Source organism: Actinomadura fulvescens (assembly GCF_039533225.1).
Taxonomy (GTDB): Bacteria; Actinomycetota; Actinomycetes; order Streptosporangiales; family Streptosporangiaceae; genus Spirillospora; species Spirillospora fulvescens.
Map to the genome: position 1 here is coordinate 567,719 of NZ_BAAATD010000003.1, position 15,107 is coordinate 582,825.

The following is a 15,107-nucleotide window of genomic DNA, read 5'->3' on the forward strand; positions in this document are numbered from 1 at the left end:
GGCCATGGACGCGCTGACCGATCTTCTCGACGGGCCCCGGGCCCGGGGGGCCTTCATGCTGCGGGCGATGCTGGACCCGCCCTGGTCACTGCGCATCGAGGACGAGGCGCCGCTCTGCCTGACGGCCGTGGTCAAGGGCACGGCCTGGGTCGTCCCCGACGACGGCGACGCCCTCCGGCTCGGCCCGGGGGACATCGCGATCACCCGCGGGCCCGACCACTACACGGTCGCCGACGACCGTGCGACGCCACCGCAGATGGTGATCCATCCCGGCAACAGGTGCACGACGCTCTACGGCGAGCCGCTGGCGGAGAAGATGGCGCTCGGCGTGCGCTCCTGGGGCAACAGCGCCGACGGCGAGACCGTGATGCTCATCGGCACCTACCACATGCGCGGTGAGATCACCCAGCGGCTGCTGGCCGCGCTGCCTCCGCTGCTGGTGCTGCCCGCGGACGCCTGGGACAACGCCCTCGTCGCGTTCCTCGGCCAGGAGATCGTCAAGGACGACCCCGGCCAGGAGGCCGTCCTGGACCGGCTGCTCGACCTGCTGCTGATCTCGTCGCTGCGGGCCTGGTTCAACCGGCCGGGGGCGAACGCGCCGGGCTGGTTCAAGGCGCACGGCGACCCGGTGGTGGGTCCCGCGCTCCAGCTGCTCCACGACGACATGGCGCATCCGTGGACGGTGGCGTCCCTCGCCGCGAAGACCGGCGTGTCCCGCGCGGCGCTCGCCCAGCGTTTCGGCAAGCTCGTCGGCGAGCCGCCCATGTCCTACCTCACGGGGCTGCGGCTCGCGCAGGCCGCGGACATGCTGCGCGAGACCGACAGCACCCTGGAGGCCGTGGCCAGGAAGGTCGGCTACAGCAACGCCTTCGCGCTGAGCACGGCGTTCAAGCGCGTCCGCGGCCTCAGCCCGCAGGAGTACCGCGAACGCGCCACCGCCTGAACAGCGCCGCCTGAACAGCGCCGTCTGAACAGCGCCGCCTGAGCTGCGCCGCTCATTCGCGCAGCCGGGCGGCGCTGCTCGCGGTCCCACCCGCCCGGGCCTCGAACGCCACGGCGAGGACTCCCGTCGCCCCGGGCACGGTCACGGTCGTGAGCCCCGGCCCGCGGACGGCGATCTTCCTGCTGCCGAGGATCTTCCCGTCCCAGACGTACGCGTGCGCGGTGCCCGGACCGGTCGCCGCAAGCCGGAACGTCGTCGCCCCACCGGAGACGGCGGGCCGTCCGGCGATCCGCGCCGTGTCCCACCACGGCGCGGCGCGCCCTCCGGCCAGCGGTATCCCGGTCTCGGCGGCCTGCACGATCGACAGCGGCGAGGTGTGCGACAGTGCCGCCTCGGCCGGCATCACCGGCGGCGGCGCGGTGCCCGGCATGCCCGGCGGCGGGACGTGGCCGGGGAGCGTGACCAGGCCCCACCGGTACGGGTCGCCCTGGACGCCGCCGAAGGTGGACCACCCGAGGCGGGTCTGCCCGGTCTTGTCCTGGGTGTCGGAGTCGTAGACGAAGAGGTTCAACGCCATCCGCTCCGGGTCGACGGCGGCCGGGAGCACGGTGAACGGGATCTTCGCCTCCACGGTGTAGCCGGTGTAGGGCTCGGAAACGGTCGCGGAGACCTCCATGCCCGGCGCGGTCTCCTTGCCCGGTCCCTGGCGATGGTCGGCGTCGCGTTCGAAGCACGGCTGACCGTCGGCCATGGCCGGGAAGATTCCGCTCTTGAACGTGGTGGAGGTGTTCTCCGAGGTTCCGCGCGGGTCGATGGCGATCTCCACGGAGTCCGTTCGCCAGTGCCGCTTGCAGTCGTCGGCTCCGAGCACGGTGCCCCGCTTGTCGTCCCGTACGTGGACGAGCACGTGCAGGGCGTCGGCGGTCCAGGTCACCTTGCCGGTGGCCGAGCAGTCGGCCGCCGACTCGCACGCGCTGCCCTCCCAGACCCGGGAGAGGTCGAGGGCGGGGCCGGTGTACTCGCCGGAACCCTCCCTGCCGTCGATCCGCGGCGCCGTTCCCGCCTTGGGAAGGACCGCCACCGGCACGAGTTCGAGAGCGGCCTTGCGTACGTCGGGCGGCCCCGAGGTGCTGGTCGTGGTGATGGTGTAGTCGTTGGAGGCCGGCACGGAGGCGTCGGTGTTCTCCACCGTGAAGGTCACCGCGCCCTCGGCCCCGGCGGCAAGCTCGTACGGCTTGCTGGCGGCGTCGGCGGCGAAGCCCTTCGGCAGGTCGAGCTTGACGGTGCCGGACTGCGCCGAGGACGTGGTGTTGGCCAGGTCGATCCGTACCGTGCGGGACCGGCCCGCACCCAGCGTGAGCACCCGTTTCATCCGGCCGATGAGCCCGGGTACGCCGGTCCGCGCGGCCCAGGAGTCGAAGTCGGCGACGCGGGGCAGCGGCTCCTGCTCACCGGTGACGGCGGGGCCGTTCCGTGGCTCGGCGCGGGCGGGACGTTCGCGGCTGTGCACCTGCGTGAAGTAGTCACACCCGATCTTGGCCGGGTCGGCGGGAACGTCGGGGAAGCCGGCCCAGCCCTGGCTCACGTACATCCGCTGCGCCTCGCGTTCGACCTGCGCCCAGGTCCTGCCGCCGTTGCGCGGCGAGGCCCGGCCGCCCCAGACGCCGATGACGGTGGCCTTCGGGTCGGACGGCGTGAAGTTCGTGACGCAGGACGGCCCGGCGGGCCCGGTCGCCCCGCCCGTGATCAGGAGCCGCCGCGCGGCCCAGGGACGCGGCACGTCCTTGGGGCCGGCCTTGGGGTCGGCGGCGGCGAAGTACGCCTCGATGGCCAGGCGCGCCGCCTCCTGGTGATGTCCGTGCTGGCCGGGCAGCGGTGCGGGTTCCATGGTGACGATCGTCTTCGGCCGGGTCTCCCGGACCAGCCGCACGACCTTCTCCAGGGCGGCCCGGTGGTTCCAGGCCCCTGCCGTCAGCGGCGCGCTCACCGTGTAGTAGAAGTCGACCTTGTCCAGGTAGTGCACGTCGGTGATGCCAGCCTTGCCGACCGCGCGGCGTTCCTCGTCCTCGCGCAGCAGGCCGAGAGGCGGACCCTCCTCGGTGCCGACCGCGTTGCCGCCGCCCTCGCCGCGGGTGACCGTGAGCACGCCGACCTTGGCGCCGTCGAACTCGTTCCACTGGCCGTACGTCGACAGGCCACCGGCCTCGTCGTCGGGGTGCGCCCCAACGAACAGCACGTCCAGCCTGCCCTTCTCCGGCGGCCCGGCCGCCCGCGCCGGGACGGCCGTGACGGCCGTTCCCGCGAGCACGGCGGCGAGGACGGCGGGCAGTGCCAGTCTCCTCATGGGAACTCCTACTCCTTGATGGCCCCCGAGAGCATTCCGGCGATGAACCGCCGCTGCAGGACGACGTAGACGGCCACGATCGGCGCCGCGATGATCAGTGCTCCGGCCATCAGCGGCGCGTAGTCGGTCTGGTGCGCCCCCTGGAAGAACGACAGCCCCAGCGGGGCGGTGCGCAGCCCCTCGTCGGAGTTGAGGATCACCAGGGGCAACAGGAACTCGTTCCAGGTCCACATCGAGGTGAGCAGCACCATGGTGAGGATCGCGGGCCCGCCCATGGGGACCAGGATCCGCCACAACGTCGTCCAGCTCGACGCCCCGTCCATCCGGGCCGCCTCGATCAGCGACCGCGGGCAGGCACGGAAGTAGGCGCGCATCCAGAACGTGCCGAACGCCACCGACTGGGCGATCTGCGGCAGGACCACGCCCGCGTAGGTGTTGTCCAGGTCCAGGGAGCGCAGGTCGAAGTAGAGCGGGATCACGACGGCCTCGGTCGGGATGGTGAGCCCGGCCAGGAAGAGCAGGAACAGCGCGCCCGAGCCGCGCGGCGCGAGCACGCCGAGCGCGTAGCCCGCCATGATCGACAGCACGGAGGCGACGGTGACCGTGGCGGCGGTGACGATGACGCTGTTGCGCAGGTACGTCGCGAAGTGGCCCTCCCGCCACGCCTCCCGGAACGTCGACAGGTCGAACCCCGGCAGCTGGAAGGCCTGCGCGACGACGGCCGCCAGCGGGAACACCGCGACGATCGCGAACACGACGAGGATCGTGTGGTTGAGCACGGCCTCCCGGCGCGCGATCATGCCTGCCTCCCCTCGGCGAGGCGGCTGACTCCGGCGGTCAGCAGGAAGATGAGCGCGGCCAGCGTGACGCCGATCGCGCACGCCAGCCCCACCTCGCCGGTGTTGAACGCCCTGTTGTAGACCTCGTACGCCGGGACCTTGGTCGTCTCCCCCGGGCCGCCCTTGGTGGTCACGAAGATCAGGTCGAAGTTCCGCAGCGCCGCGGCGCTGGTGAGCGTCAGCGCGACCGCGAGTTCCCGGCGCAGCCCCGGCAGCGTGACCGCGAGGAACTCGCGCACCGGGCCCGCGCCGTCGATGCGGGCCGCCTCGTACAGCTCGCGCGGGATCTTCTGCACCCCGGCCAGGAACAGCACCATGGCGAGCCCGATCTCGACCCAGGTGCCGATGAGGCCTACCGCAGGGAGCGCGAACGTGAAGTCCCCGAGCCAGCCCCGCGACCAGTCGGGCAGGCCGAGACGGTGCAGGCCGCGCAGCAGACCGTTGACCAGGCCGTCCGCCGAGTAGACCCACTGCCAGGCCACCGCGACGGCGACCATGGCCACGACCTGCGGCAGGAACAGCACCGTCCGGAAGAACGTGAGGCCCCTGATCCGGCTCCGCGACACCGCGCCGACGAGGACGAACCCGATCAGGCACGGGATGACCGCGTAGAACACCACCAGGATCAGGGCGTGGCCGAACGCGGCGCGCAGGGAGGGATCGCTCAGGGTCTTGGTGTAGTTGGACAGTCCCGCCCAGGTACCGGTGCTGATCCCGTCCCACTCGTACAGCGAGAACCAGACGCCGCGCACGAGGGGCCAGAGCAGGAACGCGGCGTACACCAGCAGGGCGGGCAGCACGTATAGCCAGCCCACGCCGCGCGGCTCACCGGGCGGCCGGCCACGGCCGGAGCCGTCTTGTCCGGGCGTCACTTCTTCTTCAGGAACTCGGAGTAGTCCCGCTGCGCGTCACCGAGTGCCTGCTGCGGCGTCGCCTTCCCGGCGATGAGCCGCTGGAGGGGGCCGCCGAAGGTGTCGGCGAGGTTGGGCGTCGCGTAGTCGATGTACGGGGTGATCCCGTCGCTCTTGCTCAGCTCCGCCCATGCCGCGGCTATCTCCTTCATCACGGCGCCGTCCGGCTGCCTGGACGGCGGCGCGAGGGCGGGCAGGTTGCCGGTCTCGACGGAGACGTCCATGGCCTCCGGCGAGGTGATGAAGTTGATGTAGGCCGCGGCCACGTCGGGATGCTTGGCCTTGGCGGTGATGGCGAACGGCAAGCTCTCCCCGCCCATCGTGACCGGTGCCGCGCCGGCCTGCGCCGGCGGCGGAAGCATGAAGCCCACCTTGTCGCCCAGCTTCTCCTTCAGGTCGGCGGCCCACCAGGTGCCGCCGACCATGAAGACGCCCTGTCCCTTGGCGAAGTTGACCGGGGTGTCGTCCCACTTGACGGCGTTGGCGTCCTTGTTGAGATAGCCCCGCGCGGCCCAGGCGGCCAGCTTCTGCGCGGCCTGGACGTTCGGCTGGTCGGTCCAGGAGCCCTTCCGGCCGAAGACCAGGTCGCGCACCGCCTGCTTGCCGGCCATCTGGTCCTGGATGAGCCCGTACAGCTGCATGGCGGGAAGCTTCTCCACGTTGCCGAGCGCCAGCGGCAGCTCGCCCTTGCTCTTGGCCGTGGCGAGCGCCTGTTCGAACTCGGCCCAGGTCTTCGGCGGCTGGATTCCGATCTTGGCCAGCTTGTCCTTGTTGTAGTAGATGCCGACGATCTCGCCGTTCAGCGAGACGCCGTACAGATTGCCGCCGCCGATGGATTTGCCGTCCGGCGTCACGCTGTTGAGGTCCATCAGGCCCTTGGGATAGCGCTTCTTCCACCCGTACACCCGGTCGTAGGAGTCGAGCGGAAGCAGCAGGCCGCCCTTCACGACCTGGCCCATGGCGGCGTAGCCCTGGTTGGCCTGCACGATGTCGGGCGGGTCGTCGCCGGAGAGCGCGAGCCGCAGGGTCTTCTGCAGGTCGGTGAACGACCGCGCCACCCGCTTGATCGTGACATTGGGGAATCTGGCCTGGAACCGGGCGTTCAGCATCTCGATCTGCTTGCGCTGCCCGCCCTGGATCTCCTGGTCCCAGACGGTGAGCACGACGTTGCCCGCCTTGGCGATGTCGGTGTTGACAGCGGCGGGCGCCCTGCTCGCGGGCTTGTCGTTGTCCGAGCCCGGCGCGCACGCCGTGCCGAGGCCGAGCGCGAGCACGGCGGCGACCGCCGTGCCGAGCGGCCTTGCGCTCCGACCGATTCGACCGACCGGTTCCAGGACCACGTGCGGCTCCTTCTCAGAGGATGGTGGCTACTTCTCCGGGACGAAGAGGCGGACGTCGTCGATCTGCGCGTCGCCCTCGTAGAAGTTCATGTGCGGGTCACCGATGATGAAGTGGTCGGGGTAGGCCGATCCGGCGGGCCAGGTGTCCTTGTCGACGAGCGTCCCTCCGGGACCGCTCCAGGTCCAGTCGGCGTTGAAGCGGCCGTCGTAGTCCGCGGCCTTCTGGTTGTAGTGCCAGATCGGCTCGCCGTCCTGGACGAACGACCTGGTGTAGCGGAACGTCGCCTGGCCCACATGAGCGAAGTTGCCCGACATCTCCATGGTGTACGCGCCGTCGCGGCGTTCGATGGCGAACTTGTACGGCTCGGCCGGGAGCAGCTCCGGCCGCAGGTCCACCTGGGAGACGATCGCCTTGCCCTTGGCGAAGCCGCACTCGCTCTCCATGAGGTATTCCGTACCCGGCTGGTTGGCGTAGCGCCGGTCGTCGGTCATGAAGATGGCGTTGACGCCGTTTCCGGTGCTGGCTCCGTACGGCTCGTACTGCTTGGTCACCGGGTTGCATACCCGCAGGCCGGTGCCGGTGTACTTGTAGCGGTTGTAGGAGTCCATCGCCACCTTGCGGTGCGTGTGGATGAACACGTTGTTGTGCGGGGCCGGGCGCGCGTAGTCCATGATGCCGAGGTAGTAGAACCCGTTGGCGTCGGTGCGCACGTCGAACCACGAGCACTCGGGCCGGGAGAAGTCCCCGCCGGACGCCCACGGATGGTTGGTCTTGCATCCCTGCGGCGAGTAGCCGTTGATCCGGCCGTCCGGATAGTCCCATGAGCCGCCGCGCCGGCCGCCGAAGTCGAGCCCGCGCAGCGTCATCTCGACGCGGTACTCGGCGGGCAGCGGCTTGGACGACCGGACCAGCACGCCGCCCTTGTGGCTGGGCTCGTCCATGCGCGCGACGCCACCGCGCGTGCGGAGCGTCGGCGGCGCGTCCGGCGTGCCGTCGCCGTCCTCGTCGCGGGCCGCGAGCTCGGCGGTGAGCCAGCCGCGGGCACCGAAGCTGAACGACTTGCGGTAGGTGTGGACCTTCGCCAGCTGCTCGCGGAAGGCCGGACCGCCCACCGTCTCGAAGAAGGCGCCGTCGTTGTCGTAGACGTCCACGTTGTACGGGCTCGCGGGACCGTCGTCGTCGCGGAACCACGCCGCGTGCCGGTCGTCCACGTGCCGGTTGAACGGCTCGGCCGCCACCAGCCGCCAGCCGCCCGGGCCGGTGCCGCCCCCGGGGGCGGCGAGGGCCGCCGGAGCCGCGTGGGCCGCCGGCGCGGCCGCCAGGGCGAGCGGCAGTGCGAGGGCGGCGACGCCTCGGGTGAACGCCTTCATGCCACCGTCTCCATCATGTTCCGTCATCTCCTCACGTGGCGCTGCGAAGATCCAGACGGGATCGTTCGCGACGCTAACCCACGCTCACCGCATCGCACCAGCCACAGATGTTCACAAAAGTGGTATTGACCAGTCGGCCGCACTGGCCTTACCGTTGCCGCCAACCGAACGGCATCGTGGGGGGTGAACGGCATGACATCCGCTGGTGACGACGGCGCTGCGAACACCAAAAGGCGGGCCGTCCGCCGTGAGCTCCTCGCGATGCTGGGCGGTCTCGACGTCGGCGACGCGCTGCCACCGGAGCGGCGGCTGGCCGGGACGCTGGGCGTCTCGCGGCCGACCCTCCGCGCCGCGATCGACGATCTGGTCGCCGACGGCCTGCTCGACCGGCGGCACGGCAGCGGCACGTACGTGGCCGAGCCGCGCATCGCCGTGCCGCTGACCATGACCTCCTTCACCGAGGACATGATCCGGCGCGGGATGCGGCCCGGCGGCCGGGTGCTGTCGTTTCGCACCGTCTCGGCCGGCGCGAAGATCGGCCGGAGGCTGTCCCTCTCACCCGTCGAAGAGGTATTTACCATTCGCCGGCTGCGGCTCGCCGACGGCGCGTCGATGGCGATCGAGACCCTCTACACCCCCACCGAACTGCTGCCCGGCCTGCGGAAGGAGGACCTGGAGGGCGGCTCGTTCTACGACCTGCTGCGGGCCCGGGGCGTCACGATCGCCGCCGGCACCGAGACCATCGAGCCGACCGTCACCACCGAGGAGGAGGCCGCCGACCTCGGCGTCCCGGTCCACACGCCCGCCTTCCTCTTCGAACGGGTCACCCGCGACGAGCGCGGCCGGCCCCTGGAGTACGTCCGCTCGCTCTACCGCGGGGACCGCTACCGGCTCGAACTCGACCTGCGGCCGCCATCACTCTGACCATCCCTCACCCCCACCGTTCCACCCGCGCTGACCGGGGGCGACAGCGCGCACCCGAAATCCCGAGGTGACGCCACCGTGGACATCGTCAAGGACATCCTCACCTTCCTGGCCGACAACGTGTTCGGCCAGGTGCCCATCCTCATCGGGCTGATCACGCTCATCGGGCTGCTGCTGCAGCGCAAGCGCTTCGAGGACACGCTGGCCGGGGCGCTGCGCGCCACGATCGGCGTGGTCATCCTCTTCATCGGCGTCGAGGTGTTCACCGGCGGGCTGAGCAGCTTCCAGGCCGTGCTCGCGAGCGCGATGGACACCGAGCCCCCGAAGGCCGAGCACACGCTCTCCGGCTTCCTCGCCGAGCAGGGCGGCACGGTCGCGCTGGTCATCACGGTGGCGTTCCTGCTCCACGTGCTGATCGTGCGGCTCTTCCCGGCCGCGCGGTATCTGTACCTGACCGGGCACCTGATGTTCTGGATCAGCACGGTCACCGTCGCCTCGCTGGTGACGATCGCGCCGGACGCCGACCAGCTGACACTGGTGCTGTGCGGCGCGGGCTTCGTCGCCGCGTACTGGACGCTGCAACCGCTGTGGATGCGGCCGCTGATGCGCAGGGTCATGCCCGACGACCGGTTCGGGTTCGCCCACACCAGCTCGCTCGCATGCCTGGTGACCGGGCTCGCCGCCCGCCCCCTGGGCGACCGCGAGAAGCACGACACCGAGAAGCTCAAGCTGCCGCGCCAGCTGTCGTTCTTCAAGGACATCAACGTCTCCACCGCGCTGGTGATCTCCGCCATCATGCTCGTCGCCGTCGCGTTCGCCGACGACGCGGTGGTCACCAAGCTGGCCGCCGAGCTGGACCCGAAACTGTCGCCGTGGGTGTGGGGGCTGCTGGTCGGGCTGCGCTTCGCGGGCGGCATCGCGATCCTGCTCTTCGGCGTGCGGATGTTCCTGGCCGAGATCGTGCCCGCGTTCAAGGGCTTCAGCGACAAGGTCATCCCCGGCACCCGGCCCGCCCTCGACGCGCCGACCGTCTTCCCCGTCGCCCCGACCGCGGTCATGCTCGGCTTCGTGTCAGCGACCGTGGTGTTCCTCGGCTGCCTCGGCGTCTTCGCGGCGGCGGGCTGGTTCACCCTCGCACCGCCCATGATCATGCTGTTCTTCGTCGGCGGCGCCGCCGCGCTGTTCGGCAACGTCGTCGCCGGCTGGCGCGGCGCCGTGCTCGGCGGTGTCCTGACGGGCCTCATCCTGGCGATCGGGCAGGCAGTCACCTGGGGCATGTACGAATCGACCGCGCCCGAGCTGGCCACCCTGGCCGACCCCGACTGGTACGCCATCGCCTGGCTGCTCAAGGCCCTCGACCCCGTCGTCGGCGGCGCCGCCGTCTGGGCCGTCCCCATCGCCGCCCTGGCCGCCACCGCCGCCACCCTGCTCGTCCTCGGCCGCCGCGAGAAGGCCAGAGCCGCCCGGGAGGCCACGCAGGACGAGCCCGCGGCCGCCGGGCCGGCCGCATGAGATGCCGATAAAAGGGCACGTCACCGGGCCCCACTCCGCAACGGCCGTCAAAGGGACAACAGGGGCAGGCCGAGGGACCCCAGGTCGCCCCGGAAGATTCATAAACCGGTCGGCGATTCCTTCAAGAGGCGAAACGGCGCTATGGCATGATGCGGGCATATTGCATCGAAAAGAGGAGTCGCGAGTGACCACCAAACCGACCGAGGACGACCTTTTCACCGTCTTCACGCGGGCGGACCTCGGCGGCGACGAGAAGCTCGACCTGATGGAGTTCACGATGGTCCTGGAAAGCCTGGGGCTGTCCTGGGCCCGCCACGAAGTGCAGGACCACTTTGAGACGGCCGACACCAACCGTGACGGTTTCATCTCCTACCCCGAACTCCGGACGCTGCTCGAATCCCGGGGACTGACCGGGCCGTAGCACGCCCTTCCCGCGTCACCCAGGCCCACCGGATCTTGACCCATCCGGTGGGCCTTGTCAGTGCCGCCGTTGTGTGTGCGTTCGGCCGGGCCGGTCTCAGGCCGGACGGCCGCGCAACCGGCGGTACCGGCGGACGAGCGCCGCCGTGGAGGGGTCGGGCGCGTCGGCGGGCGGCTCCGGCGAGGTGAGCGCGGGCGCCAGGTCCATCGCCATGACCTTGCCGAGCTCCACGCCCCACTGGTCGAACGAGTCGATGCCCCAGATGACGCCCTCCACGAACACGATGTGCTCGTAGAGCGCGACCAGCTGGCCGAGCGTGGCGGGCGTCAGCTTGGGCACGAGGATGGTGTTCGTCGGCCGGTTGCCCGGCATGACCTTGTGCGAGACGATCTCCGCCCGGGTGCCCTCGGCGGCGATCTCCTCCGCGGTCTTGCCGAAGGCGAGGGCGGAGGTCTGGGCGAGGAGGTTGGCCGTCAGCAGGTCGTGCATGCCCGCGTCGTCGGCGGCATGGTCCTCGAACGGCTCGGCGAAGCCGATGAAGTCGGCGGGCACCAGCCGGGTGCCCTGGTGGAGCAGCTGGTAGAAGGCGTGCTGGCCGTTGGTGCCGGGCTCGCCCCAGAAGATCTCGCCCGTCTGGGCGACGACGGGGGCGCCGTCGGCGCGCACGGATTTGCCGTTGGACTCCATCGTGAGCTGCTGCAGGTACGCGGGGAAACGCGCGAGCCGCTGGCTGTAGGGCAGCACGGCGCGGGTCTGGGCGCCGAAGAAGTCGTTGTACCAGATGCCGAGCAGGCCCATCAGGACCGGCATGTTCCGCTCGAACGGGGCCGTGCGGAAGTGCTCGTCGATGGCGTGGAAGCCCGCGAGCATCTCGCGGAAGCGGTCGGCCCCGATGGCGATCATCAGCGCCAGGCCGATCGCGCCGTCGAACGAGTAACGGCCCCCCACCCAGTCCCAGAACCCGAACATGTTGCCGGTGTCGATGCCGAAGCCCGCCACCCGCTCGGCGTTCGTCGACACGGCCACGAAGTGCCGGGACACCGCCTTCTCGTCGCCCAGCGCGTTGACCAGCCACGCGCGCGCCACCTTGGCGTTGGTGAGCGTCTCCAGCGTGCCGAACGTCTTGGAGGCGACGATGAACAGCGTCTGCTCGGGGTCCAGGTCCCTGAGCGTCCCGGAGATGTCGGCCGGGTCGACGTTGGACACGAACCGGGCGGTGATCCCCGCGTCGGCGTAGTCGCTGAGCGCCTCGTACGCCATCGCCGGGCCGAGGTCGGAGCCGCCGATGCCGATGTTGACGACGGTGCGGATCGGCTTGCCGGTGAAGCCCGTCCACTCCCCCGAGCGCACCCGTCCGGCGAAGTCGGCCATCTTGTCCAGCACCGCGTGCACGTCGGCCACCACGTCCTGGCCGTCCACGTTCAGCCGGGCGTCGCGGGGCAACCGCAGCGCCGTGTGCAGCACCGCGCGGTCCTCGCTGACGTTGATGTGCTCGCCGGCGAACATCGCGTCGATCCGTTCCCGCAGCCCGGCCCGCCCGGCCAGCGCCACGAGCAGCCGGATCGTCTCGTCGGTCGCCCTGTGCTTGGAGTAGTCCAGGTGGAGGTCTCCGGCGTCCACCGCCATCCGCTCGGCTCGTCCGGCGTCGGCGGAGAACAGTTCGCGCAGGTGCGTCCCGGCCAGCGTCGTGTGGTGCTCGGCCAGCGCCGACCACTCGGATGATTCGGTGATATCAGCCATAACCCACTCATCTCCCCGCATATCTCGGGGAGCGCCCACGGCGCTCCCCGATTCGTCCCTACCCCCATCGCGATCATTAATGATGGCAGGTCGCACTCGTGCTAACCGTCCGAACCCAGACCTCGTTCCCGCACCATCGCGTGGATCGACGCCTGGTCGTTCAGCCGGGGGAACGGCTCGTCCGGCACCGGGACGCCGAGGAAGCCGCAGAGCGGCTCCCAGCCCTGCGCGACCTCGAAGACCAGCAGGCGGCCGGCGTCGATCGTGGTGCGCACGGCCTCGTTGTGCGCCTCGAAGATGCTGATCGCGTACGCCCGGTCCTCGAATCTGCCGTCGAACGTGCCCTCCCAGATGAGGTCGTCGACCAGGGCGCGCAGCCGCCCGATCGTCCGCTCGGCCTCCGGCGGGAGCTCCGCCGTCGCGAACGCGTAGATGCTCTTGCGGACGCTGTCGTACCAGCGCTCGGCGTCGCGGACGGTGAGGATCACCCGGGCCTGCGGATAGCGCCCGGCGAGTTCGCGCCAGAAGCGCGCCCCCGGCCAGTCGACCGTGGACCTGTACCCCTCGTAGACCTCCTCCCAGTCGGCGTCCTCGGCCTCGGCGGCGCGCTCCCAGCGGGGGACCTGCGCGAGATCGTCGATCACCTCCATCATGTGATGGCAGGGGCCGAAGCCGAGCCGCTCCAGCGCGGCCCTGAGCGAGAGTGTTCCGGTGCGCCCGAATCCGGCGCCGATCACATCGAGCACGGCGATCTCCTTCGATGGTCGGTCACCGCCAGCATCTCCGACCCCGGAGCCGCGCCCAACCCCCCGAACGGCCGGGCGTCCGCCGTCCTCTGCCGCCGCCCTGCTCAGCGCGCCATTCCGTACTTTCCCATCTCGATGCGGGCGACCACGCCCCGGTGGACCTCGTCGGGGCCGTCGGCCAGCCGGAGCGCCCGTGCCATGGTCCACGCCGCCGCCAGCGGGTAGTCGTCCGACAGCCCGGCTCCGCCGTGCAGCTGCATCGCCATGTCCACCACCTGCTGGGTCATGAGCGGCACCGCCACCTTGATCTGCGAGACGTGGGACAACGCCGCGAGCAGGCCCTGGGTGTCCAGCAGCCAGGCGGTGTAGAGCACGAGCAGGCGGGCCTGCTCGATGGCGATCCGGGCGTCGGCGACCCGTTCCCGGTTGCCGCCGAGGTTGATGAGCGGCTTGCGGAACGCGACCCGCTCGGCGCCCCTCCGGCACGCCGCCTCGAGCGCCATCTCGGCCACCCCGATCAGCCGCATGCAGTGGTGGATCCGGCCGGGGCCGAGCCGTCCCTGCCCGATCTCGAAACCCGCTCCGGGTTCGCCGACGAGCGCGCTTCTGGGCAGCCGCACGTCCTGGAAGCTCACCACGCCGTGCCCGCCGGGCTCGTCGTAACGGCCCATGACCGGCACCATCCGCTCGACCGTCACACCCGGGGCGTCCTTGGGGACGACCACGATCGAGTGCCGCCGGTGCCGGTCCGCCTCCGGGTCGGTGAGCCCGAGGAAGAGGATCACCGCGCAGCGGGGATGCCCGGCTCCGGTGCTGAACCACTTGCGGCCGTTCAGGACGACCTCGTCACCCTCCAGGACCGCCGTCGCCTCGATGTTGGTGGCGTCGGACGAGGCCACCCCCGGCTCGGTCATGCAGAACGCGGAGCGGATCTCCCCGTCCATCAGGGGACGCAGCCAGCGTTCCTTCTGCTCGGCCGAGCCATAGTGGTACAGGACCTCCATGTTGCCGGTGTCGGGGGCGTTGCAGTTGAAGACCTCCGCCGCGATGAAGGAACGGCCGGTCAGCTCGGCGACGGGCGCGTACTCGCTCACCGAGAGACCCGCCTCCGCGCCGGGCAGGAAGAGGTTCCACAACCCCGCCGCCTTCGCCTTGGCCTTCAGCTCGTCGATGACGGGCAGCACCTGCCACCGCTCGCTTTCCGGCAGCGCCAGCAGCTCACGCAGGTACGTCTCCTCGACGGGCGCTATCTCATCCGAGATGAACGCCCGCACACGCTCGGTGTACTCACGGGACCGGTCCGAGGGGGTGAAGTCCATGACGCCTCCTGCGCTTCAGCACGACCGCTAGGCAGCGTAGAACCTGTCGAGGTTCAGGGCTCCAGCGGGCAGCAGGCGCCCCTCGGCGAGGAGGTCGTGCCGGTTGGCGCGGCAGGCGTCGCGCGGGTCGCTCGTCGCCAGCATCACGGTCACCCCGTTCGCCGCCAGCGACCACAGCGCGGACCAGATCCAGTTGGTCGAGGTCGCGCCGAATCCGGCGGTCGGCTCGTCCAGGAAGAGCACTTCGGGCCTGCCGAGCATCGCCAGGGACAGGTCGAGCCTCCGCTTCTGACCGCGGCTGAGCAGCTCGAACGGCGTGTCCAGCAGAGCGGTGAGGCCGGTCGCCCCGAGCGCCTCGTCCCGGGGCAGGGGGTCGGACGTCCAGTGCCGCCAGGTGTCGACGACCTCGGCGACGGTCAGGCCCGGGAACAACCCGCCCTCGGCCCAGACGGCGGCCCATCGCGCGCCGTCGCGCCTGCCGGCCGTTCCGGCTTCGGGGCGGCGGAGACCGGCGGCCACCTCCAGCAACGTGGTCTTGCCGGCTCCCGGGCGGCCCAGCACCGCGTAGATCTCACCCTCGGCCACGGTGAGCGAGACGTCGCGGAGGGCCGGCAGCTCGCCGAAGCGGACCCGCACCCCGCTGATCCCGATCACATTCCCGTTCATCCCACAACCCCCGCTTCAAGATCACCTGTAG

Annotated in this window: 13 protein-coding genes; 4 read left to right on the forward strand and 9 right to left on the reverse strand. The window is 70.8% G+C overall.

From position 1 onward, the window contains the following. Window positions 1-4 precede the first annotated feature (4 nt). On the forward strand, window positions 5-943 hold the full coding sequence (locus ABD333_RS14700) for an AraC family transcriptional regulator (RefSeq protein WP_344541281.1): 939 nt from the start codon (window positions 5-7) through the stop codon (window positions 941-943). Window positions 944-995: 52 nt separating this feature from the next. Here ABD333_RS14700 and ABD333_RS14705 read toward each other — a convergent pair whose 3' ends face one another. From ABD333_RS14705 to ABD333_RS14725, 5 genes are read right to left on the reverse strand one after another with little or no spacing between them, the layout of a single operon-like run. Then, window positions 996-3,287: a sugar-binding protein gene (locus tag ABD333_RS14705; RefSeq protein ID WP_344541282.1), complete on the reverse strand. Its 2,292-nt coding sequence runs from the start codon at window positions 3,285-3,287 to the stop codon at window positions 996-998. Window positions 3,288-3,295: 8 nt separating this feature from the next. Next, window positions 3,296-4,087, reverse strand: coding sequence for a carbohydrate ABC transporter permease (locus tag ABD333_RS14710; RefSeq protein WP_344541283.1), 792 nt, complete (start codon window positions 4,085-4,087; stop codon window positions 3,296-3,298). Next, entirely contained in the window at window positions 4,084-4,998 is a 915-nt protein-coding gene (locus ABD333_RS14715) for a carbohydrate ABC transporter permease (RefSeq protein WP_344541284.1), read from the reverse strand. The genes ABD333_RS14710 and ABD333_RS14715 overlap by 4 nt, the downstream gene beginning before the upstream one ends. Further along, window positions 4,995-6,377: an extracellular solute-binding protein gene (locus tag ABD333_RS14720; protein ID WP_344541285.1), complete on the reverse strand. Its 1,383-nt coding sequence runs from the start codon at window positions 6,375-6,377 to the stop codon at window positions 4,995-4,997. The genes ABD333_RS14715 and ABD333_RS14720 overlap by 4 nt, the downstream gene beginning before the upstream one ends. Before the next feature lie 27 nt (window positions 6,378-6,404). Then, the gene (locus ABD333_RS14725; protein WP_344541286.1) at window positions 6,405-7,748 is read right to left on the reverse strand and encodes a hypothetical protein; all 1,344 of its coding nucleotides are present in this window, start codon (window positions 7,746-7,748) and stop codon (window positions 6,405-6,407) included. 192 nt (window positions 7,749-7,940) lie between these two features. Between ABD333_RS14725 and ABD333_RS14730 the strand changes: the two genes are divergently transcribed. The 3 genes from ABD333_RS14730 to ABD333_RS14740 all read left to right on the forward strand — a co-directional run bounded on the left by ABD333_RS14730 (window position 7,941) and on the right by ABD333_RS14740 (window position 10,605). Then, on the forward strand, window positions 7,941-8,672 hold the full coding sequence (locus tag ABD333_RS14730; RefSeq protein ID WP_344541287.1) for a GntR family transcriptional regulator: 732 nt from the start codon (window positions 7,941-7,943) through the stop codon (window positions 8,670-8,672). Between the two features lie 78 nt (window positions 8,673-8,750). Then, window positions 8,751-10,184, forward strand: coding sequence for a PTS ascorbate transporter subunit IIC (ulaA, locus tag ABD333_RS14735; protein WP_344541288.1), 1,434 nt, complete (start codon window positions 8,751-8,753; stop codon window positions 10,182-10,184). Between the two features lie 184 nt (window positions 10,185-10,368). Further along, window positions 10,369-10,605: an EF-hand domain-containing protein gene (locus tag ABD333_RS14740; protein ID WP_344541290.1), complete on the forward strand. Its 237-nt coding sequence runs from the start codon at window positions 10,369-10,371 to the stop codon at window positions 10,603-10,605. A 96-nt stretch (window positions 10,606-10,701) separates the two neighbouring features. Here ABD333_RS14740 and pgi read toward each other — a convergent pair whose 3' ends face one another. The 4 genes from pgi to ABD333_RS14760 form a co-directional block, all read right to left on the reverse strand. Continuing rightward, on the reverse strand, window positions 10,702-12,345 hold the full coding sequence (pgi, locus tag ABD333_RS14745; RefSeq protein ID WP_344541292.1) for a glucose-6-phosphate isomerase: 1,644 nt from the start codon (window positions 12,343-12,345) through the stop codon (window positions 10,702-10,704). A 101-nt stretch (window positions 12,346-12,446) separates the two neighbouring features. Then, the gene (locus ABD333_RS14750) at window positions 12,447-13,091 is read right to left on the reverse strand and encodes a sulfotransferase family protein (protein WP_344541293.1); all 645 of its coding nucleotides are present in this window, start codon (window positions 13,089-13,091) and stop codon (window positions 12,447-12,449) included. A gap of 104 nt (window positions 13,092-13,195) precedes the next feature. Next, the gene (locus ABD333_RS14755; protein WP_344541294.1) at window positions 13,196-14,410 is read right to left on the reverse strand and encodes an acyl-CoA dehydrogenase family protein; all 1,215 of its coding nucleotides are present in this window, start codon (window positions 14,408-14,410) and stop codon (window positions 13,196-13,198) included. Between the two features lie 27 nt (window positions 14,411-14,437). Next, entirely contained in the window at window positions 14,438-15,076 is a 639-nt protein-coding gene (locus ABD333_RS14760) for an ATP-binding cassette domain-containing protein (protein WP_344541295.1), read from the reverse strand. Window positions 15,077-15,107: the final 31 nt, after the last annotated feature.

Bases quoted from the DNA above. Each gene is read 5' to 3' on its own strand.
- pgi (WP_344541292.1), bottom strand. From the start codon at position 12,345: ATGGCTGATATCACCGAATCATCCGAGTGGTCGGCGCTGGCCGAGCAC.
- ABD333_RS14710 (WP_344541283.1), bottom strand. From the start codon at position 4,087: ATGATCGCGCGCCGGGAGGCCGTGCTCAACCACACGATCCTCGTCGTG.
- ABD333_RS14730 (WP_344541287.1), top strand. From the start codon at position 7,941: ATGACATCCGCTGGTGACGACGGCGCTGCGAACACCAAAAGGCGGGCC.
- ABD333_RS14760 (WP_344541295.1), bottom strand. From the start codon at position 15,076: ATGAACGGGAATGTGATCGGGATCAGCGGGGTGCGGGTCCGCTTCGGC.
- ABD333_RS14705 (WP_344541282.1), bottom strand. From the start codon at position 3,287: ATGAGGAGACTGGCACTGCCCGCCGTCCTCGCCGCCGTGCTCGCGGGA.
- ABD333_RS14725 (WP_344541286.1), bottom strand. From the start codon at position 7,748: ATGAAGGCGTTCACCCGAGGCGTCGCCGCCCTCGCACTGCCGCTCGCC.
- ABD333_RS14755 (WP_344541294.1), bottom strand. From the start codon at position 14,410: ATGGACTTCACCCCCTCGGACCGGTCCCGTGAGTACACCGAGCGTGTG.
- ABD333_RS14700 (WP_344541281.1), top strand. From the start codon at position 5: ATGGACGCGCTGACCGATCTTCTCGACGGGCCCCGGGCCCGGGGGGCC.